The following is an 18,921-nucleotide window of genomic DNA, read 5'->3' on the forward strand; positions in this document are numbered from 1 at the left end:
TACAATTCACGAGCGGCTGAGTTTGATGGTTTGTTGTATAATGAAACCAAATCGAAGAAAACCGGCAGGACCGGTTAAAAAAAGGAGGACTTTTTATGACGACAATCGGCTGGATCGGCACAGGCAATATGGCATCGGCGATCATTCACGGCATTACTCAGAAAACGCAGGCTTATGCGATGGCGGCGTATTCGCCGCATTTAGCGGAAAAGACGGATTTCCCGGCACAGAAGCTGAATTCCTCAGCCGAAGTGGCAAAGGTCAGCGACGTTTTATTTCTGGCGGTCAAACCGGTTAAAATGGCGGAGGTGCTCGCCGAGATCAAACCGGCGCTGCGGCCGGAAACGCTCGTCGTGACGATCGCCGTTTCTTTGACATTGGACTGGTACGCCCGGCGCCTGGGTGAAAACGTCCATCTGGTCCGCACCCTGCCCAACACCTGCGCGGCTGTCGGGGAAGGGTTTACCGCGCTGACGTTTAACGCCCAAGTCACGGAATCGGAAAAGCAGCTGGCACTTTCCTTATTGGCCATGACCGGGAAAACCGCGGTGATCGAGGAAGCGCAGATGAACGCGGTATCCGCCCTGACCGGCAGCACCCCGGCTTTGATTTATATGATAATTGAAGCGATGGCCGACGCCGCGGTCAAACACGGAATTCCGCGCGCTCAGGCGTATGCGATGGCAGCTCAGGCCGTGAAAGGCGCCGGGGCGATGGTGAGCGAAACCGGACTGCATCCGGGAATTTTGAAGGATCAGGTCTGTTCCCCAGCCGGCAGCACGATCGTCGGCGTGGAAAAAGCGGAAGCCCTGGGCTTACGTTCAGCCATGCTGGAAGCGGTCGACGCGATCATTGAAAAAACAAACCAGATTTCCGGCTGATCCCTTTTTACACAATCAGAAAGTTTTATACTGTAATTGAATATAACTAACCGCAGTCAAATTGATATACTTAATGCGGTGATAAGGATGAAAGAGAAAAAAAAGAAAAATGGTTTTACTTTGATTGAATGCATTGTCGTTGTTGCGATTCTGGTGGCCTTGTTAATCATGCTGGTCCCCAAGCTGACCGGTTTCACAGAAACGGCAGCGGATACCGCCGCATTGAATAATCTGAAACAAATTGATAAAGCGTTTACCGCCGCCGACATCAAAGCCCGCGTTCAGGAAGGCTATCTCCTTAATCAGAACAGCGAAGTTCTCCTTCCTTTTAACTCTGCCATGCCGGGAGGCAATCAGGAATATGAAATCAGAGTTACCGAATTAATCGAAGAAATGATCGGAGAGGAACTCGCAAAACGATATTCAATTCTTTACGGACAAACGACGTTTCTTATTCAATATTATACAGGTGAGAAATTTAAATCCGATTATTATACCTATGAAAACGGTACCTATTTAAAGTGTGAGGCTGCCGGTTCATGCAAACCGTTATCCTTTCGTGAAGAATAACGAAAACATTCCGGTCAACGGGAAACGTGGATCGGAATGTTTTTTTATTTGCACACGTTAATCCACGCTTGTGCCTGCGCGATTTCATACAACCGGTCCGGCGTCAGCTCGATCGCGCTGTTGCCGCTGCCGCAGGCCGGAAACACCGTTTCAAACCGTTGAAGCGATTCATCCAAATAAACAGGAATTCCCGGATGGATGCCAAACGGACAGACGCCGCCGATCGGATGACCGATTACCGGTTCCACTTCCTCATAGCTTAACATTTTCGCTTTCACATGGAAAAACGCCTTATATTTCGCATTGTCGATCTTCTGATCCCCGGCCGTCACGACCAGCACCGGCTGATCCTGCACCCAAAACGACAAGGTTTTCGCGATCCGCGCTTCCTCCGTGCCCAGCGCTTTGGCCGCTAACGCCACCGTTGCGCTGGAATGCTCCAGCTCAATGATCTGATCGGCGCAGCCCCATGCTTTTAAATATTCCCGGGCTTGTTCAATCGCCATAACATCACTCCCAATCTGTTTTTAATCCTACCTCACTTTGAAGGAAGACGCAAGAATTGACGAAATACGATATCAGGTTACATTGAAACATCACGCTTCTGCAATTAAAAATCTCAGCCATTTTACATGAACAGATATTTAATAATTAAGAATTCCGTCCCCGCTTTCGCTGCGGTCGTTCTGGCCGTGGTATCGTTTGATGCATCGGTTGGGCGGGCAGGAATTCTTTTTTTATGCTTTTTTAATTATCAGTTAAGGAACTACGGAAATAAACTCTCATGCTAAGAAATTCTTCAATCAGTGGTTACATTATCGTCTGTTATTTCTCAACATGCATTTTATCTATTGGAAAAACAAGCGTAAACGTCGTGCCTGCGCCCACTGCACTTTCAACCTGAATCTCAATCTGATGCCGGACGGCGATTTCTTTTGCGATTGCCAGCCCCATTCCGGAGCTGCCGCGCTCAATTCCTTTTCCCTGCCGGTAAAAGCGTTTAAAGATATTGGAAAGAGCTTCCTGATCCATGCCTGCACCTTCGTCCTGAATCACAATTTCTCCGCGGTCGGTCTGATAATAATAAATAGATTTTCCTGATTCTGTGTATTTAACCGCGTTATCCAGAATCAACATCAACAACTTGCGGATCAGCTCATAATCGCCCAGGATGACGAAATCATTCTCCGGCGGCTGCGTGACAAACTGAATTTTCTTTTTCATCGCCATGCCGCGGGCGCTCATCGCCGTATCGGACATCACCTCGGAAAGATGAACCGGCTCCTGTTTAATTTTAAATTCCTTGGTTTTCAAGGTTGAGATCATCAACAGGTCCTGAATCAGTTTCTGCAGGTACTGACTTTCCGCCAACATCTGCCGGTAATAGGCGGCGACATCCTGAGGATTCTTGATCACCCCGTCCGCCAGCGATTCCAGCGACCCGCGAATCACGGTCACCGGTGTTTTTAATTCATGCGAGATATCCGCCAGGAAATTATCGTGCATTTTCGCTTCGTTTTTTTGAATTTCCTTGCTTTTGCGCAATTCGATCGCCAGCTGATCCATCGAATAGGCCAGCTGTCCGATTTCATCCTTCTGATGGATATTCGTTTGAATCGACAGATTGCCATGCGCCAGCTCGTTGGCAATCTGCGTGATTTTCCGGATCGGCGCGGTAAAATGAAAGGACATGAACACGCTGACCAACAGAAGCATCAGCAAGACGACCAGCGTCAGCCCGAAAAGAAAGCGGTTGATCTTCGACTGCATCGCCGCAGAATCGCCGGCCTGATGCAGGATCAGAAGAACACCGACAGTTTCTCCCTGATTATTATGAATCGGCGCGGCCCCGGCGATGATATGCCCTTCTTCCGTCGGAAACTCAAGACAGGAGCTTTCTCCCGCCAACGCTGAATCCCGGACGGTTTCCGCTTCCGGGATCAAAGTGATATCGTTTTTCTGAATCAGCTGATCTTCGTTTAAGTACAGATATTCGCCATTTTGATCGCACAGGGAATAGCTGTAATCGCTGATATCGGAAAGCAGGGCCAGACTGTATTCCGCATTTCCCGTATCCCGAACCGCCTGGATAAAGTTATCCGGCCGCGTGTCTTCCGGAAGCATGCGTTCAAAGGTTTCCGCCGCGTTTTCCGCGCCGCGGAAAATGATATCGACGTGATGCGAATTCAGAACGTCGGCGGTGAAGTGCGAAAAATTATACACCAGAATCACCGCATAGCTCAGAATCACGGCGCTGAACATAACGACCAGCTTACTTGTCAGCTTGCTCATGCTTTTTTTCCTCATAGGCAAAACTGTACCCTACGCCCCAGATCGTTTTGATGGAGAAACAGGGGTGCGGATATTCGTCCAGCTTGGCGCGCAGCCGCTTCACGCAGGAATCCACCGCCCGGTCATAGCTTTCCCCACTGTATCCCCAAACCAGATCGAGAAGAATCTCGCGGGAATACACCCGGCCGGGATGAGAAGCGAGCAGTACCAGCAGCTCCATTTCTTTCTTTGTCAAATTGATCGGCTTGCCGTCCAGACTGACTAAATTCCGGCTTTCCTGAATCATTAAATTTCCATAAACGAAATCGGCCTGTTCCGGATTGTCCTCCGTTCTGCGCAAAACCGCGCGGATCCGCGCCATCACCTCCTGACAGGAAAACGGCTTGAGGATGTAATCGTCCGCCCCGATATCCAGTCCCATGACGCGGTCCTGATCGGCTGTCTTGGCAGTAATCATCAAGATCGGCACACGGGATACTTTGCGGATACACTGGCAGACTTCAAAGCCGTCGATATCCGGAAGCATCACGTCCAGAAGGATGACATCCGGCTTATAATTGGTAAAATAGGTAAGTCCTTCCTGACCGGTATGCGCGATCACCATCGTGTAGCCGGCTTCTTTTCCATAATGATATAAAATGTTGCAGATCGATTCGTTATCATCCACTATTAAAATCGTTTTCATGTTTGTTCTCCCGTTTTTATTATAACAAACAACAGAATTGCGTCAAAACTGTGTCAAAAACAAAATATTTTCAACACATTGTTAAATTATTATCTTGTTGCATTGTAAGAGGAGGAAAGACAATGAAAAAGCTTCTTAAACTGGCTTTATGTCTGGTGCTCGCTGCTTCAGCCGCCGGCTGTGGCAACAACGGCGGCGCCGGCACGCCAACCCCGGATACCTCAGCCGCCGCGCTGACGCCGGGAACCTATACTGCGACCGTCACCGGCCACAACGCGCCGATCACGATTGAGGTCACGGTCAGTGATCAGGCGATCGAATCAATCAACGTCGTTGAATCGTCGGAGACGGCCGGAATCGGCACCAACGCAATGGAAAAGCTGACCGATGAGATCATCGCCAACCAAACCGTCAATCTGGATACGATCACCGGAGCGACGATCACCAGCGCCACCTTTATTTCCGCAGTCAAAGACGCGCTGACTCAGGCTGGCGCAGATCTGAATACCTGCTTCAACACCGAAGTCGCGGCGGAAGCACTCAACGACAGCTATGACTGCGACGTGCTGGTCATCGGCGGAGGCGGATCCGGCATTACGGCCGCCGTGCGGGCCGCTCAGACCGGAGCGAATGTCATCTGTTTGGAAAAGAACGGCTTCATCGGCGGCGATACGGTCTTAAATGCCGGCACGATGGTTGCCACCAATTCCCGGATTCAAAAAGAAGTCCTGAATGAAACGCAGGATTCTTCCGACTTGTTGTACGAGGATATCATGAGGGTCGGATTGGAAAAGAATGACCCGGTGCTGGTCAGACTGCTTGCCGACAACATCGGCGAGTGCATCGACTGGCTGACCGACGATTTAAAAATTGCTTATGACGCGGCCGCAACGCAGTATCCGGATCATTCCGCTTCCCGGCAGATCGGCGTTGTCGGACGTTCCGTTTCCTTCCTGGATCAGATGCAGACGCTGCTGGCACAAAATCATGGTCAGCTGTTCACCGATGTGCGGGCATCCAAGCTTCTCACGGATGACAACGGCGCGGTGATCGGCGCTGTGGGCACGCATGCGACAGGCAAGGAAGTCACCTTCAACGCGAAATCCGTCGTCCTGGCGACCGGCAGCTTCGGCGCGAACCAGGAGCTGCTTCCAAAATCGCTGGATGGATATCTGTTCTATGGCCGCGACAGCGACACCGGCGACGGCTTGGTCATGGGTGAAGAAGTCGGCGCGGCGACGATCAATCTGGATTTAGTCAAGGTTTACGCGCAGGGTGTTGAAAAGCTCCCGACCAAGGGGTTAGCCGCCACCGCCAGTTCGACGGCAGCGACCAACGGCCACGGTGCGATTTATGTCAACTCCAAGGGTGAACGCGTAGTCAGCGAAGTCGGCACATTAAGCGACATCACTAATGCTACCGTGGCTCAGGAAGATAAAATTCTTTATCTGGTCATGGATGAAGACGCCTATGCCGCCTATCTTGCCAAATCTGTGGAAGATAAGTTAATCCCTTCGGAAGCTTCGATCGAGGACTGGTATTCAGTTTCCAACAATGGCAAGCCGATTATCGTCAAAGGTGAAGATTTGAGCGCGCTGGCAGGCCAGATGGGCATCGACGCAGAAGGCTTAGCCGCGACGGTCGCCGACTACAACGAGATGTGCGCCGCCGGAAAAGACACACAGTTTGACAAACCGGATCCGGTAGCTTTAAAAGAAGGAACCTATGTCATCGTCGAACAGAAGCCGCGTTTCGCAACGACGCTGGGCGGCTTAAAAGCAAACGAAAATCTCCAGATTGTGGATGTGGAAGGCAATCCGATCGCTAATCTCTATGGCGCAGGCTGCGTTGTCGGCGGCGCGAACGGCGCGGATTCCATGACGGCGATGATGCAGGGATGGGCCAATTTCTCCGGTTATACCGCAGGCACAAACGCTGCGAAAAACGCGGGTAAATAAAGGAAGTCCCCACGCTGTTTCATTTCTGTTATTTCCAGATCAAAACGACAAAACCAGACTGCCGCAGTCATCGCACTGTGCCGGTCTGGTTTTTTAATTGTCAGCTTGTGGCCGTCAGATTATGTTTTACAAAGTTTTGCGCAAATCGATTCTTTTGTGAAATCCAGCGATCCTTGAAAAATCGCAATTCATTTTTCATCAGTACCTCCAATAATCGCAGTTCGTTGAATGCCATAATGTCCAAAAATCGCAATAGAGAAGAATGATCGTTTTAGAAAGAGGCGTTTTCACCTTTTTCTCGTCTACAAACGGCCGAGCATCCATTCCATTTCATCGAACCGCATCGAAGCACCCTCGATCAGCGGCAACGGGGTCGCGTGATATTCCGGCCAGTCCTCGTCAGGCGGAAGGACAAGATCGCAAAAATCAGAACTGTAACCATAGTGATCATTCCAGTAAACCCAGCGGTTTTCTGCCTGATGGAGATTGTGGATCACTAAAACGAAGGTTTTCGTTTCTTCCGATTCCCCCAAATTCTCCCTCACCCAGGCGAACAGCTGAGCCGTATTGCCCAGCTCTGAATCAATAAAATATGCGTTTTCAATCGTCAATGTTCCTTCGGGATTCTGTTTATAGCGCAGGCTGGCAAAGCGAAACAGGATTTCCTCCAGCGCAGCCTGGACGTCCGGCGTCTGCGCTTCTTCCCGGGTCAATAAAGGGATTGATCCCTGTATCCGCGGTTCGTCGGTCAGCAGGATATTGCATGCCGGATACCAGTTATACCGGGGTGTCTGACAGCGGGACGCGGCCTGGACACGTTTGAGCTGATCGAGCCATTCCAGATCGCCTGCCTGCTGGGCATAACGCAGATCGTCCTTTAGCAGCCGCGGATTCCATTCTCTTCGATTGGGCGTCGAGGGATATCCAGAATATACGGATGTATGATAATATTCCCACACTTCGCGGCTGATTGCCACTACCAGTTCCTGCATCACGCTGCGTCCAAGCAAAACCAGCGTTAACGCCGCAACAGCCAGAAGCACAAGGTTGATTCCTTTTTGTTTCATTCGCTCGCCAATCCCTTTCCATTCCCCCAGATCCAGGTCGGATCCGCAGCAGCCTGCCGCTCAAATTCCCGGAAGTCAGCCAGGCGCAATTCTTTTTCTCCAAAATGGAAAACATCCTGCTCATCAAAATAGGCGCCCGTGACCTCCACGGCATAAATCTGTTCAGTGTCCAGATCCTCAAAGATGATGATCAGATTCACCTCGCCCTGTTCGTCTGTGCGCAAGGCATATGTAATCCAGTCGGGCTGTCCCGTAAAGTGCGGCATCAGGATCCGCAGAATCTCCGCTTTCTGAGCCTCCAGCCGCGGATCCCGCTCTGTCAGCCCTTCAGACAGACCTTCCACTTGCAGCATCAGAGGCGAGGTGTCCGGCTTGACCTTCAGCAGTTCGGCATATACCGAATCATAAACCGGAATCACAAGCAGCGAATCACCGTTATGCAGCCGATTCAGCGCCGAGATCGGAACCAGCCCGGTTTCTGATTTTGCGAAGAATTCCATATTGGCGCAGAATTCCCCCTGCCGTGTAATATTATAAGAAGACTCGGCATTGGTAAATTCAACATGGCCGCTCCCATTTGCTCCGCTGAACTCAAAAACACCGCAGTGCCGGTAATCCGTCGGCGTTAACTGATGTCGGCGCGTGCTGACTATTCCAATAACATTGCCCAGAATCACAAGCCAAAGCAGCACGGTCAGCGTTTTGGATTCCAGTACCCTTGTTTTCTTCATGGCTTTTGAATTCCCCTTTCTTTATAAAATTATATCATCCCGTTTTTCGTTCTTTCAGCGAACAAAGAAATTGTAAGAATTCCTTCATCATTCAGCGCATCGAAGTCTGCTTTTTCCCCCTTTCTTTTTGCAGGCTGTTCCGTAAGCCTAGCAGCACGCTTTCCCTTCACATAAGTTGGTAGTGGGAAACAAGCTTTCCCATGACCAACTTAAAGGAGGAATTGACTATGAGTATCGTCCAATGTTCATTAAATCAGATCCCGTTGGGTAAGCGCTGCAAAGTCACCCAGCTCAACAGCACCGGTTCGATCCGCACCCGCCTGCAGGATATCGGGTTAGTTCAGGGCACCGAGCTGATTCCGCTGGTCAAAAGCTGCGCCGGCGATCCGGTGGCCTATCTGATCCGCGGTACGGTCATTGCCATTCGCGATAAAGATTCCCGTTCCATCCTTGTCGAGCATGACGAGGAATAGGTATGGGACTTACTGTTCAGTCGACCAGCGCGAAAGCCAGCCGCCGCTTCCAGTTCGGTGATTCCGAGATTCTGATCGCGCTGGCCGGCAATCCGAACGTCGGCAAGAGCACCGTGTTCAACGAGCTGACCGGCATGAACCAGCACACCGGCAACTGGCCGGGAAAAACCGTCGCGCTGGCCAAAGGCATCGCCCGGCATCAGGAAACGGACTACACGCTGGTTGATCTGCCGGGAACGTATTCCCTGATCGCCAACAGCGCCGAGGAAGCGATCGCCAGCGAATTCATCTGTTTCCAAAAGCCCGCCGTAACGATCGTGGTGTGCGATGCGACCGCCCTGCAAAGGAATCTCAACCTCGTCCTTCAAATTCTCCAGATGACCGCGAATGTCGTCGTCTGCGTTAATCTGATGGATGAAGCACGCAAAAAGAAAATTGAAATCGATCTGGAAAAGCTGAGTGAATTGCTTCAGGTCCCGGTCGTCGCCGCCAGCGCGCGCAGTCATCAGGGATTAGACGCATTGATGGACGCCGTCGCGCAACTATGCGAGCATCCCCGCACGCAGATCGCCTGCCTGGATTATCCGTTTGTCATTCAGAACGAATTGGACCGCCTGCGCGGACAGCTGCGGATGCTCGATCCGGCCTACGACATTCCCTGGATTGCCTTGCAGATTCTGAACAATCCGGACTCGACGCTGAAGTCGCTCTACGCATCGACAGCTTTAAATCAGGCGGATATTGAAACACTTCACAGTCTGGCCCTGCGCAGCCGCAAGGTGCTCGATCAGACGTATAAAAACGACAACTGGCCGGACCTGCTGATCCAGTGCCCGGTCCAGCAGGCGCAGCAGCTGGCGGAACAGACCGTGACGATGAACGAGGCCGAGGCGATGAAACGCGACCGGCAGATCGACCGGATTCTGTTCTCCCGCTGGGCCGGGATTCCCTTGATGATTCTGCTTCTGTGTCTGGTGTTATGGATCACGCTGGCCGGCGCGAATATTCCCTCGCAGATGCTGGCGGAATTTCTATTCTCTCTGGAAGTGCCGCTGGCGAAGTTTCTGACGGCGCTGCATCTGCCGGGTGTCATCGTCACGATGCTGAGCGAGGGGATGTACCGCGTATTAGCCTGGGTAGTCGCAGTTATGCTTCCGCCGATGGCGATCTTCTTCCCGCTGTTTACCTATCTCGAGGATCTCGGCTATCTGCCCCGCGTCGCGTTCAATCTGGACAAAACGTTCGCCAAGGCGCATGCCTGCGGCAAACAGGCGCTGACGACCTGCATGGGCTTCGGCTGCAACGCCGCCGGGGTGATCGGCTGCCGGATCATCGACTCTCCGCGGGAACGGCTGATCGCGATTCTGACCAATAATTTTGCTCCTTGTAATGGAAGATTTCCCACGCTGATCAGTATTCTGACCATGTTCTTTCTCGGCTCGGCCGCAGGGCTGACACAGTCGCTGCAGTCGGCGCTGCTTTTAACCCTGACGATCCTGTTGGGACTGGGTATGACGTTTTTAGTCAGCAGGCTGTTGTCGGCTACGGTCTTAAACGGTGTACCTTCCTCGTTCACGCTGGAGCTGCCGCCTTACCGCCGGCCGCAGCTGGGCAAGGTACTGGTTCGCTCGGTATTTGACCGCACATTATTCGTTCTGGGACGGTCGATCACCGTGGCCGCGCCGGCCGGGATTCTGTTGTGGGTGATGGCCAACGTCGGCGTGCAGGGGCAGTCGCTGCTCGCCTGGGCGTCGGGGTTCCTCGATCCGTTAGGCCGCTTCATGGGACTGGACGGCGTAATTCTGATCGCCTTCCTCCTCGGATTTCCAGCCAATGAAATCGTCATCCCGATCATCATCATGGCCTACATGGCCAACGGCTCGCTGATCGAAATGAGCAGTCTGAGCGCGATGAAGGACTTGTTTCTGGCGCAGGGCTGGACGTTGACAACGGCGGTATGCACCTTGATCTTCGTGCTGTTTCACTGGCCTTGTTCGACGACCTGCCTGACCATTTACAAGGAAACCAAGAGTGTCAAATGGACCGCCGCGGCGATCCTGATCCCGACAATATGCGGTGTCGTCTGCTGCAGTCTGGCGGCGTTTATCCTGCGGTTGTTCTAAACAGGAATAAGAAAATCCGTTCATCCACAGCGGTAAACCTTCTCTTTCTGCACGATCATCCAGTTTTCTTTCCCCTGTGATCTTCACCTTTCTTCCCTCCCTGTTGGAGCGCTGCTCGCGCTCCTTTTTCTTTTTAACGGTCTATTGCAGACCGATTTCGGTCAAAACAGAAAAGACAGTTATCCTCGCAACTGGGCAAAGACCTGATAAGGCTGTGCGGAAAGGGGCAGGCTAAAATGCAGGAGGTGGCGCAGATGTTTCGACTTGCGGTCTTTTTCTGCGTTTTAATTCTGGGGATAGAGAATGGGGTTCTGCCGGGAGCTGCGGAGATTGAATATTGGAAGTGGATCGGGGTTGTCCTGTGTCTGGCAAGCGCGCTGATGTCCAGAGGGAAGGGGCAGCAGGCGGATCCTCTGTCGCTTCTGGTTCTGACCGGCTGTGCCCTGGCCGATTTGTTTCTGTTATTTACCCGGCAATGGGAAACCGGGATCGCCGGCTTTTGTCTTGTCCAGCTGTGTCTGAGCTTCAGCCTGATTTCCCGGGAACAAACACTCCAGCTGTGCCTGATCCTCGGCGGCTTGTTCTTTATCGCAGGGCTGCTTCTGAAACTGCCGGAAATGATCTGTCTGGTGATGTTCTACGCAATTCAAACCAGCTTTAACCTCAGCGCGGCGCTGAGAATGCTTACGCATACTTTCCTTTTGAAATTCGCGTTTGACAAGCTTGGGAAGAATCCATCTGAGCTTCAGCCCCCTTCAGCCGATATCCGGTTTCGTTTCTGGACGGCAATGGGAACCGTGTTATTAGCTCTGTGCGACCTGAACGTCGTGCTCTTTCAGCTGGGCGGTCCGCTGGCGGCGGCCGGCGGCTGGATCTGGCCGTTCTATCTGCCAGCCCTGCTTTGCTTCGCTCATGCCGCACGGTGAGGTCATCCGGCCTTCCATGAAAGCAAAGCCTGAAGTTTCCCACCCGAAAGAGCGCTGACATGCGGTTTATTCTTTTGTCTGGTCAGGAATCTGCCGGCTTCGCGAAGTCTGTGTGATTGCTTTTGCCAAATTGATCAGCGTGCGTAAGCGCAGAAATTTCTGGGGATATCCTTTTAAACGAACATAAGAAACAGTCTATTTTATAACGAATCGAGGCATTGTCCATGTTTGAAATCTTCTTTAGAACCTCAGTGGGAGTGCCGGCCCAACAGCGCAAACAAACCTGTCTCGCCTTGATCCAAAAATACGGCAGCCGCAGTTTGATTATCGCAATTCGGCCTCGCTCGGCGGATTGCCCCGGGACGTTTCATCACTCCCCTCCATCCAAAGAAACTCAGATTTTATGCTTGTCCCCAAGAGCGGCGAGCGTCTTTTCCGGCAGTTTGTAGAAGCAGCGGAGCACAGCGGCGCAAGCGCTCCACCGCAAGGCTATCGCACAGCTGCAAGCTCTCTGAAAAAATTGATTTCTGAATTTCATAGTCCGCTGTCTTTGGTTTTTCCCTCAGAGCGCTTTGTGAAAGCAATACTTTGTTAAATTCTGCTCTTTCCTCACGAGTTAGTGCTATACTAAAATAAAGGAAGGTGAGATTTATGGGTAAACTCTCTGGTAAAATTGCCATCGTCACCGGGGCCAGCTCCGGGGTCGGCGCGGGGATCGCGAAGGTCTTAGCCGCGCATGGGGCTTCCGTCGTCCTCTGTGCCCGCCGTCAGGAAAAACTCGACGAGATTCGCCGCGAAATTGAAAATCGGGATAACGAAGGCGAAGTGATGACGGTCGCCTGCGACGTTGTCGACGACGCCCAGATCCACCGGGCCATCGAAGCAACAATCGCCCGCTTCCACACCATTCACATTCTTGTCAACTGCGCTCAGGGCGCGATGCTGTACCGGGCAATTCCCGATATTGACAGCGATTATGCCTTACTCGCTTACAAGACCGGACCGCTGGCCAGTCTGAAATTCATGCAGCTGTGCTATCCTTACATGAAGGAAAACCACTGGGGCCGGATCATCAACACCGCCTCGGCTGCCGGTGTTGACGGCAACGAGGGATTCGGTGCTTACGGCATGGCAAAGGAAGCCATCCGTGCGATCACCCGCACAGCCGCCCGGGAATGGGGGCAGTATGGGATTACCTCCAACGTCTTCCTGCCGATCATTTCGACCGAGACGTTCCGCACCACCCAACCGGCGGCTTTGAAGTCGCTGGAACGCCAGTCTCCGCTGCACCGCATCGGCACAACGGAAGAGGACTGCGGACCGATCATCGCCTTTTTGGCCTCTGACGATTCCGCTTATCTCAACGGTCAGAGCTTCATGCTGGACGGCGGTCTGCACATGCACTCTTAATCTGCCGGATAGCGCAGCCTGCGCTCAGGGTTTCCTTTCCCTGAATTACCAAAAAAACCGTTCTCCCCACAAAGCGAAAAACAACACTGACTTTCCCATCCGCGTTTATGGATCAGCGAACATTTGAATCCGAGAAAAGTTCCGGAAGAAAACGGAATTTTTTTCTTTTTGTCGAAAGGAAGAAATGGGAAAATCAGGAATTAATGATACAATGGAAGGCAGAGGTGATATCCAACATGGAAAGAAAAGAAATTCGAATTGAAGATACCTGGGATCTGAGCGGATTGTTCGCCGATCAGGCCCAGTTTGACGCCGCTCTAAAACATGCGAAACAGCTGCTGAACCAGATCACGCAGGCACAGGGACACATCACGGAGTCCCGTGAAAGCTTCCGCAGCTTTATGGACAGACAGGAGGAACTGCAGCGGCAGTGCGAAAATCTGACGGTTTATGCCCAGATGCGCGCCGACGTGGAACCGGAAGATCCGCAGGTCCAGCAGAATCTGGCCAAGTCGGTCACTTTTGTCAATCAGGCCGCAGCGGCGACAACCTTTGTCGATCAGGAACTGATCGAGCATCGCAATGTGATCGAAACGTATCTGAACGCGGAAGACTGCGCAGATTACCGCTATCCGATGGAAGAAACGTTCCGCACCATCCCGCATCATCCAGACGCTCAGACCGAGCAGCTGCTGGCGCAGATGAGCGATCTGTTTCAAAATCCGCAGAAAACGTTCAAAGCGTTCGTACCGGAATTTAAACCGGTGATGATCGACGGAAAAGAGGAATTCTTAAATCAGGCGATCATGAACCAGCTGCTTCACAATCCGGACAGAGAAATCCGCAGGCAGGCGTTTGAGCATTTCTATGAAGAATACCGCCGGCATCAGAACGTTTTCTGTTCGACCTTGATCGGCCACGCCCAGGGACAGGTGCTCCAGGCAAAGCTGCATCATTTCTCCAGCGCGCTGGAAGCAAGCCTGTTTGAGGACGGCGCGGATGTTCCGCTGTTTAATCAGGTACTGGACATGGCCAACACCAGATATCACAAAACTTTCTGGCGCTATAACGAATTAAAAAAGAAGATCGTGGGACTGGATGACTGCACCAGTTATGATTTGAACGTCCCGTTAGTTCAGGCTGTCGATGCACATTATGATCTCGATCAGTGCTTTGAAATTCTGGATCAGGCGTTAGCGCCGTTAGGCGAAGAATATCAGGCTTTATTAAAACGGGCGCGGGCTGAGCGCTGGATCGACTATTATCCGCATCAGGGCAAGCGCGGGGGTGCGTATTCCTGGGGCACCTACGATTCCAATCCGTTTGTCCTGACCAACTTCACCGGCGGTTATGATTCCTTAAGCACGCTGGCGCATGAGCTGGGCCATTCGATGCATTCGTTCTTCTCCCACCGGGCCAATCGGCCGTTATTGGCGGATTACCGCATCTTTGTCGCGGAGGTTGCTTCCACGGTCAACGAAGTCTTGCTGAACCAGTACATGCTGCAAAACAGCGACGATCCGAAAATGAAGGCTTCACTGCTGTACAACATGCTGGAGCAGCTGGTCGGAACGCTGTACCGTCAGCCGATGTTCGCCCAGTTTGAAGCATGGCTGCACGAGCAGCTGGAAGCCGGGCAGGCTCTGTCTTCCTCCGATTTGACAGATTATTATTACAAACTGAATCAGGACTACTATGGTCCATCCGTCACCGTGCATGAACTGGAAAAATACAAATGCTATTCCGTTCCGCATTTCTATTACAACTTCTACGTTTATAAATACACGATCGGCATGTCCGTCGCCTTATCCTTCGCTTCCCGGATTCTCAGAGGAGAAACGGAAGCTTACCTGCGCTTTTTAACACGCGGAGGCAGCTGCGCTCCGATTGATCAGCTGGTTGAAGCCGGCGCGGATCCGCGCGGCGAACAGGTCTATGACGACGCGTTCCGCTATTTTGAAGAAACGCTGGATCAGTTTGAAAAGCTGATGCGGGAAATCTGAATTTCCCCACGTGCTTTCGGCACAACAAAAATCCTGCTTTTGCCCGGCAGACTCCGAGCGAAGCAGGATTTTTTAATCTTCTCTTTTTATTCCGCCTGAATCTGATCCTCGGATGCCGGGAAGCTGGCCGGCGCGATGGCAGAAGACAGCGGCAGTTTCTTATTTAACGGCAGCGCGGCTTTCTGCACGATCTGGAAAAACCGTTCGGCGATCCGGCTTTGCGGCCGCAGCGGTATCGCCACGCTGAGCTGCCATGGATTCTTGTTGCGCATCGGAATTTTGACGATCTTTTCGCTTTCGATCGGAAACTGAGGATTGCTGATCGCCAGCCCTTTGCCTTCCTCGACCAGCCGGCGGATTGCTTCCAGATCGCAGCCGCAGTACACAATCCGCGGCGCGGCATTGGCCATCCGCATGTGGACGTTGTAACAATCGTAGATTTTATAACTTTCGTTTAAGGTTAAAAAAGGTTCGTTGACCAGATCGTGAAAGGTGACGAAGCTGTGCGAAGCGAGCCGATGTCCCCACGGCACGCATAATTCGTTATACGCCTCAAACAGCCGGACGTTCTGCAGTTCGCTGGTGAAGATCGGGCCGGTGATGAAGGCGGCGTCGACTTCCTGCCGCAGCAGTTTTTCCTCAACGATTTTATCCGAGTACTCGCTGAGAATCACCCGAACCTCAGGCTCCGTGCGCTCAAATTGTTCCAGCAGTCCCTGCACCATCGCATAGGTATTGCTTGAGATTGCCACGCTCAGCGTCTTATCGGAATTCCGGCGGATATCGTCGTTGATCTGTTCCAGCTGCCGCACAAGATCCTTGATCTGCGTGTAATAGAGCCGTCCTTCCTCGGTCATTTCCGTTTTGCGCTGCTGAAAGATCAACAAGTCGATATCCAGCTCCTTCTGCAGCGATCGCAGGCTTTTATTCAGGCCCTGCGGAGAGATATAGAATTTTTTGGCGCTTTGAGTCATATTGCCGGTTTCGCACACGTCGATAAAATATTTCAGCTGTTCCAGATTCATGGCAAAACCCTCCTGCGGCAGACATTCTGCGCTACAGCTATTGTAACAAATAGTTGATGATCAGTTCAACGCTTTGTTTGCGTCATTCGTTCATTCTTTCACTATAATGAAGCATACAAGGAGGAAAGAAGAAATGAAGAAAGGATTGATGATGATCGCCGCTTGCATGACGGCGTTCTCTCTGGCCGCTTGCGCGACAACGAAAGCGCCGGAAACCACAACAACCCCGGAGCCGACGGTTCCGGCGGAAGAGGTGAAACAGCCGAAGGATGGCAGCTACACTTCGTACATGACGTATTACGATCACCCGGCTTACCTGGCCACGGCGACCGTGACGGTAAAAGAGGGTAAAGCGACCGGTTACACATTTGAGGAATGTCATCTGCCGGATCATTGGGCGACGTTCACCGAAGAAGAAATTGCCGGCATGGATGAAAGCAATTACATCCCCGGCGTAGCCGTCACGGGTGCAAAGGGGTATTATGCCAGACAAGTCCAATTAGGAACTGGGGATGAGGCCATCATCCTGACCGGCGAAGGGGACGGAACCGGCATGCCGATTTACAGCAATGATCAAATCAAGGATTTCAGCAAGGAGATCTTGAACGAAGATTTAGCGGCCTGGTATATGGAACAGCTGGCAGCCGGCAACTACTGGTGTCTGGATGAAGAGGGAAATCCGATCGAAGATTGCGCGACCTACACGCTGGATCGGAAAGACGGCGTACATCTGGATAAAACGCAGTCCCGGTTTAAGACGTTGATCGGACATTGGACCGCAGTCGGCACGGGCTATGGCATTGAAGGCGGCGAACTGGGCTGGAGCGGCAACCTGAAAAAGATCGGCGATTTCTGCATTGAAAATCAGTTCCCGGAAGGAGAATTCGGCAGAAATGAAGATAATGTCGGACTGGTTGGCGACGTTGTTACCGGCGCCACGGCGACGGAATACGAGAACTATATCGGAATGTACTACGCTGCCTGGCAAAAGGCTTTTGAATAAGGTTTAACTGGTAACTTGCACTGCCGCTGCGGACTTCCCATTTTGTTGTTTCTTCCTGCAAGAACAACCATCGAAGCAACCGCGCAGAGAAAAAATGAGCTGGAATCGGAAAGAATACTCTTTCATAGATTCCAGCTTTTTCTGATTTGGGAATGTCCGGCAAGCGGAAGGAAAATCTCCCCCAACATACAAATCCCCTAACAAGACGAGCTTATCCGCTCCTTGAATCTGATCAAGGATCATCTTCAGCTTGTCAAAGTCCCCATGGATATCGCTGAGTACCGCTATTTTCATTCTTTGTTCCTCTTCTGTTCTAATTAAGTTAGAAATCTTTCTCTGATTTCAGTTTATCATTTTTAAAGAACGTTCGGAGATAAAATCATAAAAAAGCCGATGGGACTCTGCCTTGATCAGAGCATCATCCGGCTTTTTTCCAACCTCATTGGGGTTCTGTTCTCATTTCGTGCCCTTGGGGCAATCCGCAGCGGTTTCCGGCTTCAATCGGCTCAACCGCAGCGACCAGGTCATCTTGGCGCTTGCCCGGGGCGCCAGATTCAGTCCGGCCTGTTTCTGATTGATGCCATCCAACGGTCCCGTCAGCGGTTCCAGCACCAGGAAACGATGCGCGTCGCCGGACCACACCATCAGATTCCGATATCCTTTTTCCAATCGCAGTTCCATCCGCTGATTCCGCAGAGGATCCTCCACCGCAATCATCGGACAATGGCTCAAAAAGCACCCCTGTGCCAAAACACTGGCTTTCTTCAGATGATCCAGCGGGATTCCCGTAGCAGTGTCTTCCATTCTTTCAGGGTGAGCGACAAGCGTCAGCGCATCATAATCCTCAATCAGGAAAAACGGATGCATCCCCAAATCACAGGGCATGACTTCTGAGGAGTCATTGGTAATCTCCACTGTGGAAATCAAGCCCTCATCCGTCAGCGTAATCGTCATCCGGGCATGAAAAGCATACGGATAACGTCCGGCCAATTCTTCATCACTGTCCATTCGCAGTATTGCCTGATTCACTTTTAAATCCTCTACGGTCCAGGGAAATGAATGAAGAAAACCATGAAGTCCCGCCGGATATTCCCGGCCTTTTAATTTAAGGACACCGCCGCCGGGATTCCCATAATAAGGGAACATGACCGGAATTCCGCACCGCGGACGTTCGCTGGAAGCAATGTTCTCCGGCAAACGGTGCAGACACTCCCGTCCCGCCCACATCAGCGAGCTGATCAATGCGCCCCGTCCGGGGTGAATCATCGCTTCCATTGATCCCTGAGTCAGCCGGATTGCCTCCCTTTCCACCTCAGCCATGAAGCAGATATTCCCTGATCTGACGCGGACACCGGGCCTGCTTGATTTTATCCAGCAGCTCATCATCCGCCAGCTTGGCGGCAAGCCGGGAAAGCAGGATCATGTGATTGCGGGCAAAATTCTGATCGTTGCTGACGCAAAACAGGAAGATCGTTTCGATCGGTTTGCCATCCAGCGTTTCCCATTTGATCGGGTGTTCAAGGTTGGCGACGGCTACGCCGATCCGGGACACACTGTCGCTTTTGCCATGGGGGATCGCGACGCCGTTGCCAATCCCCGTGATCCCCTCTTTTTCCCGCTTGTAAATATCCGCGACAAACGCTTCGACATCCGCAATATAACCGTTCTCCTTCAACTGCCGGGCCATCTGCTTCAGCGCGTCGTCTTTATCGGCGGCTTTCAGCGAAACCGTCATAATTTTTTCATCTAAAACATTCTCCAATTCCATGGTGTT

General features: G+C 51.9%; 19 protein-coding genes. 9 read left to right on the top strand and 10 right to left on the bottom strand.

Annotated elements, in window-relative coordinates; all coding sequences use genetic code 11:
* Positions 1–95 precede the first annotated feature (95 nt).
* Entirely contained in the window at positions 96–881 is a 786-nt protein-coding gene (gene proC, locus I2D94_RS04070) for a pyrroline-5-carboxylate reductase (RefSeq protein WP_195395697.1), read from the top strand.
* 87 nt (positions 882–968) lie between these two features.
* Positions 969–1,451, top strand: coding sequence for a type II secretion system protein (locus I2D94_RS04075; protein WP_195395698.1), 483 nt, complete (start codon positions 969–971; stop codon positions 1,449–1,451).
* Positions 1,452–1,495: 44 nt separating this feature from the next.
* Here I2D94_RS04075 and I2D94_RS04080 read toward each other — a convergent pair whose 3' ends face one another.
* From I2D94_RS04080 to I2D94_RS04090, 3 genes are all read right to left on the bottom strand, one after another.
* Complete coding sequence (locus tag I2D94_RS04080) at positions 1,496–1,957, bottom strand: YbaK/EbsC family protein (protein WP_195395699.1); 462 nt, start codon at positions 1,955–1,957, stop codon at positions 1,496–1,498.
* A gap of 319 nt (positions 1,958–2,276) precedes the next feature.
* Entirely contained in the window at positions 2,277–3,743 is a 1,467-nt protein-coding gene (locus tag I2D94_RS04085; protein ID WP_195395700.1) for a HAMP domain-containing sensor histidine kinase, read from the bottom strand.
* Positions 3,724–4,428 (bottom strand): response regulator transcription factor, encoded by a 705-nt coding sequence (locus I2D94_RS04090; RefSeq protein ID WP_072683135.1) that lies wholly within the window; start codon positions 4,426–4,428, stop codon positions 3,724–3,726. The genes I2D94_RS04085 and I2D94_RS04090 overlap by 20 nt, the downstream gene beginning before the upstream one ends.
* 122 nt (positions 4,429–4,550) lie before the next feature.
* Here I2D94_RS04090 and I2D94_RS04095 point away from each other — a divergent pair, with 122 nt between their 5' ends.
* A complete protein-coding gene (locus I2D94_RS04095; protein WP_195395701.1) occupies positions 4,551–6,386 on the top strand; it encodes an FAD-dependent oxidoreductase in 1,836 nt (611 codons plus the stop codon).
* Between the two features lie 302 nt (positions 6,387–6,688).
* Here I2D94_RS04095 and I2D94_RS04100 read toward each other — a convergent pair whose 3' ends face one another.
* Both I2D94_RS04100 and I2D94_RS04105 read right to left on the bottom strand, forming a co-directional pair.
* Positions 6,689–7,453 (bottom strand): hypothetical protein, encoded by a 765-nt coding sequence (locus I2D94_RS04100; protein ID WP_195395702.1) that lies wholly within the window; start codon positions 7,451–7,453, stop codon positions 6,689–6,691.
* Entirely contained in the window at positions 7,450–8,184 is a 735-nt protein-coding gene (locus I2D94_RS04105; RefSeq protein WP_195395703.1) for a hypothetical protein, read from the bottom strand. The genes I2D94_RS04100 and I2D94_RS04105 overlap by 4 nt, the downstream gene beginning before the upstream one ends.
* Before the next feature lie 227 nt (positions 8,185–8,411).
* On the opposite strand from I2D94_RS04105, the gene I2D94_RS04110 reads away from it, so the two are divergent.
* The 3 genes from I2D94_RS04110 to I2D94_RS04120 all read left to right on the top strand — a co-directional run bounded on the left by I2D94_RS04110 (position 8,412) and on the right by I2D94_RS04120 (position 11,706).
* Positions 8,412–8,657: a FeoA family protein gene (locus I2D94_RS04110; RefSeq protein WP_006058412.1), complete on the top strand. Its 246-nt coding sequence runs from the start codon at positions 8,412–8,414 to the stop codon at positions 8,655–8,657.
* A gap of 2 nt (positions 8,658–8,659) precedes the next feature.
* Positions 8,660–10,780, top strand: coding sequence for a ferrous iron transport protein B (gene feoB / locus I2D94_RS04115; protein ID WP_195395704.1), 2,121 nt, complete (start codon positions 8,660–8,662; stop codon positions 10,778–10,780).
* A gap of 254 nt (positions 10,781–11,034) precedes the next feature.
* Positions 11,035–11,706, top strand: coding sequence for a lysoplasmalogenase family protein (locus I2D94_RS04120; RefSeq protein ID WP_195395705.1), 672 nt, complete (start codon positions 11,035–11,037; stop codon positions 11,704–11,706).
* Positions 11,707–12,107: 401 nt separating this feature from the next.
* Here I2D94_RS04120 and I2D94_RS04125 read toward each other — a convergent pair whose 3' ends face one another.
* A complete protein-coding gene (locus I2D94_RS04125) occupies positions 12,108–12,386 on the bottom strand; it encodes a hypothetical protein (protein WP_195395706.1) in 279 nt (92 codons plus the stop codon).
* Here I2D94_RS04125 and I2D94_RS04130 point away from each other — a divergent pair.
* Both I2D94_RS04130 and pepF read left to right on the top strand, forming a co-directional pair.
* The gene (locus tag I2D94_RS04130; protein WP_072683129.1) at positions 12,358–13,116 is read left to right on the top strand and encodes an SDR family NAD(P)-dependent oxidoreductase; all 759 of its coding nucleotides are present in this window, start codon (positions 12,358–12,360) and stop codon (positions 13,114–13,116) included. The genes I2D94_RS04125 and I2D94_RS04130 overlap by 29 nt on opposite strands.
* 236 nt (positions 13,117–13,352) lie before the next feature.
* Positions 13,353–15,119 (top strand): oligoendopeptidase F, encoded by a 1,767-nt coding sequence (gene pepF, locus I2D94_RS04135; protein ID WP_195395707.1) that lies wholly within the window; start codon positions 13,353–13,355, stop codon positions 15,117–15,119.
* 86 nt (positions 15,120–15,205) lie between these two features.
* Here the strand turns inward: pepF and I2D94_RS04140 are convergent, their stop codons facing one another.
* On the bottom strand, positions 15,206–16,144 hold the full coding sequence (locus I2D94_RS04140) for a LysR family transcriptional regulator (protein ID WP_195395708.1): 939 nt from the start codon (positions 16,142–16,144) through the stop codon (positions 15,206–15,208).
* A gap of 133 nt (positions 16,145–16,277) precedes the next feature.
* Here I2D94_RS04140 and I2D94_RS04145 point away from each other — a divergent pair, with 133 nt between their 5' ends.
* Positions 16,278–17,147, top strand: a complete 870-nt coding sequence (locus tag I2D94_RS04145; protein ID WP_072683126.1) for a hypothetical protein — start codon at positions 16,278–16,280, stop codon at positions 17,145–17,147.
* Positions 17,148–17,150: 3 nt separating this feature from the next.
* On the opposite strand, the gene I2D94_RS04150 is transcribed toward I2D94_RS04145, so the two are convergent.
* The 3 genes from I2D94_RS04150 to I2D94_RS04160 all read right to left on the bottom strand — a co-directional run bounded on the left by I2D94_RS04150 (position 17,151) and on the right by I2D94_RS04160 (position 18,915).
* Positions 17,151–17,441: a metallophosphoesterase gene (locus I2D94_RS04150; RefSeq protein WP_195395709.1), complete on the bottom strand. Its 291-nt coding sequence runs from the start codon at positions 17,439–17,441 to the stop codon at positions 17,151–17,153.
* A gap of 162 nt (positions 17,442–17,603) precedes the next feature.
* Entirely contained in the window at positions 17,604–18,467 is an 864-nt protein-coding gene (locus tag I2D94_RS04155) for a hypothetical protein (RefSeq protein ID WP_195395710.1), read from the bottom strand.
* Positions 18,460–18,915, bottom strand: a complete 456-nt coding sequence (locus I2D94_RS04160; RefSeq protein ID WP_072683123.1) for a PTS sugar transporter subunit IIA — start codon at positions 18,913–18,915, stop codon at positions 18,460–18,462. The genes I2D94_RS04155 and I2D94_RS04160 overlap by 8 nt, the downstream gene beginning before the upstream one ends.
* Positions 18,916–18,921 lie beyond the last annotated feature (6 nt).

Origin of the sequence: Holdemania sp. 1001302B_160321_E10 (assembly GCF_015552275.1) — a bacterium.
Lineage (GTDB): Bacteria > Bacillota_I > Bacilli_A > Erysipelotrichales > Erysipelotrichaceae > Holdemania.

What these genes read in the sequence shown, in the direction of transcription:
- I2D94_RS04095 (WP_195395701.1), top strand. Translation starts at nt 4,551, where the DNA reads ATGAAAAAGCTTCTTAAACTGGCTTTATGTCTGGTGCTCGCTGCTTCA.
- I2D94_RS04105 (WP_195395703.1), bottom strand. Translation starts at nt 8,184, where the DNA reads ATGAAGAAAACAAGGGTACTGGAATCCAAAACGCTGACCGTGCTGCTT.
- I2D94_RS04075 (WP_195395698.1), top strand. Translation starts at nt 969, where the DNA reads ATGAAAGAGAAAAAAAAGAAAAATGGTTTTACTTTGATTGAATGCATT.
- feoB (WP_195395704.1), top strand. Translation starts at nt 8,660, where the DNA reads ATGGGACTTACTGTTCAGTCGACCAGCGCGAAAGCCAGCCGCCGCTTC.
- I2D94_RS04140 (WP_195395708.1), bottom strand. Translation starts at nt 16,144, where the DNA reads ATGAATCTGGAACAGCTGAAATATTTTATCGACGTGTGCGAAACCGGC.
- I2D94_RS04145 (WP_072683126.1), top strand. Translation starts at nt 16,278, where the DNA reads ATGAAGAAAGGATTGATGATGATCGCCGCTTGCATGACGGCGTTCTCT.
- I2D94_RS04125 (WP_195395706.1), bottom strand. Translation starts at nt 12,386, where the DNA reads ATGGCAATTTTACCAGAGAGTTTACCCATAAATCTCACCTTCCTTTAT.
- I2D94_RS04130 (WP_072683129.1), top strand. Translation starts at nt 12,358, where the DNA reads ATGGGTAAACTCTCTGGTAAAATTGCCATCGTCACCGGGGCCAGCTCC.
- I2D94_RS04110 (WP_006058412.1), top strand. Translation starts at nt 8,412, where the DNA reads ATGAGTATCGTCCAATGTTCATTAAATCAGATCCCGTTGGGTAAGCGC.
- I2D94_RS04150 (WP_195395709.1), bottom strand. Translation starts at nt 17,441, where the DNA reads ATGAAAATAGCGGTACTCAGCGATATCCATGGGGACTTTGACAAGCTG.
- I2D94_RS04100 (WP_195395702.1), bottom strand. Translation starts at nt 7,453, where the DNA reads ATGAAACAAAAAGGAATCAACCTTGTGCTTCTGGCTGTTGCGGCGTTA.
- proC (WP_195395697.1), top strand. Translation starts at nt 96, where the DNA reads ATGACGACAATCGGCTGGATCGGCACAGGCAATATGGCATCGGCGATC.
- I2D94_RS04160 (WP_072683123.1), bottom strand. Translation starts at nt 18,915, where the DNA reads ATGGAATTGGAGAATGTTTTAGATGAAAAAATTATGACGGTTTCGCTG.
- I2D94_RS04155 (WP_195395710.1), bottom strand. Translation starts at nt 18,467, where the DNA reads ATGGCTGAGGTGGAAAGGGAGGCAATCCGGCTGACTCAGGGATCAATG.
- pepF (WP_195395707.1), top strand. Translation starts at nt 13,353, where the DNA reads ATGGAAAGAAAAGAAATTCGAATTGAAGATACCTGGGATCTGAGCGGA.
- I2D94_RS04120 (WP_195395705.1), top strand. Translation starts at nt 11,035, where the DNA reads ATGTTTCGACTTGCGGTCTTTTTCTGCGTTTTAATTCTGGGGATAGAG.
- I2D94_RS04085 (WP_195395700.1), bottom strand. Translation starts at nt 3,743, where the DNA reads ATGAGCAAGCTGACAAGTAAGCTGGTCGTTATGTTCAGCGCCGTGATT.
- I2D94_RS04080 (WP_195395699.1), bottom strand. Translation starts at nt 1,957, where the DNA reads ATGGCGATTGAACAAGCCCGGGAATATTTAAAAGCATGGGGCTGCGCC.
- I2D94_RS04090 (WP_072683135.1), bottom strand. Translation starts at nt 4,428, where the DNA reads ATGAAAACGATTTTAATAGTGGATGATAACGAATCGATCTGCAACATT.